This window comes from Gordonia desulfuricans NBRC 100010, assembly GCF_001485495.1.
GTDB classification, from domain to species: domain Bacteria; phylum Actinomycetota; class Actinomycetes; order Mycobacteriales; family Mycobacteriaceae; genus Gordonia; species Gordonia desulfuricans.
In genome coordinates, this window is record NZ_BCNF01000230.1 from 1 (window position 1) to 727 (window position 727).

At 62.9% G+C, this 727-nt stretch carries 1 protein-coding gene; it reads left to right on the plus strand.

Features of this window, described 5'->3' with window-relative positions:
• Window positions 1–699: IS3 family transposase (locus GD1_RS24005; RefSeq protein WP_059040036.1), on the plus strand; the 699-nt coding region annotated here is incomplete at its 5' end.
• Between the last annotated feature and the right edge of the window lie 28 nt (window positions 700–727).

Consider the following 727-nt stretch of genomic DNA (forward strand, 5'->3'; position numbering starts at 1 on the left):
ATCTATGGTTCGCCGCGGATCACCGCTGACCTGCATGCTGAGGGTGTCGCGGTCTCGGAGAACACCGTCGCGAAGATCATGGCCGAGATGGGTATCGAGGGCATCAGCCCACGCACCTTCAAGGTGAAGACCACGGTGGTCGACCCGACGGCGTCGTTCCCGCCGGACCGCGTCGGGCGGGTGTTCGACAAGGGAGGCATCGACCTGGTCTGGACCTCGGACATCACGTACCTGACCTGCGGCGAGGGAGACGCGTACCTGTGCGCGATCCGCGATGAACACTCGCGTCGGGTGCTGGGCTGGTCGCTGGCCGATCACATGCGAACCGAGTTGGTCGAGGCCGCCGTGGACGCTGCAGTGTTCACCCGTGGCGGGTCGGTGGCCGGCACCATCCTGCATTCCGACCGGGGCAGCCAGTACACCAGCCACGACATGGCCGCCGCCTGCGGCAAGCACCGCTTGCGTCGCTCAATGGGAGCGACCGGGATCTGCTGGGACAACGCCGGTGCCGAATCGCTGTGGTCGACCGTCAAGCACGAGTACTACAAGCGCCACGCGTTCACCACCTACGCGAATCTCGCTGTGGGACTTGACAATTACATCCGATTCTACAACCATGACAGGAGGCACAGTTCGCTGGGAATGATCTCGCCCATCGACTTCGAAATCAAGTCATTGGCAAGTCAGCAATCAAGCTAACCGTGTCCACTTTTCCGGGGGAGCCCCA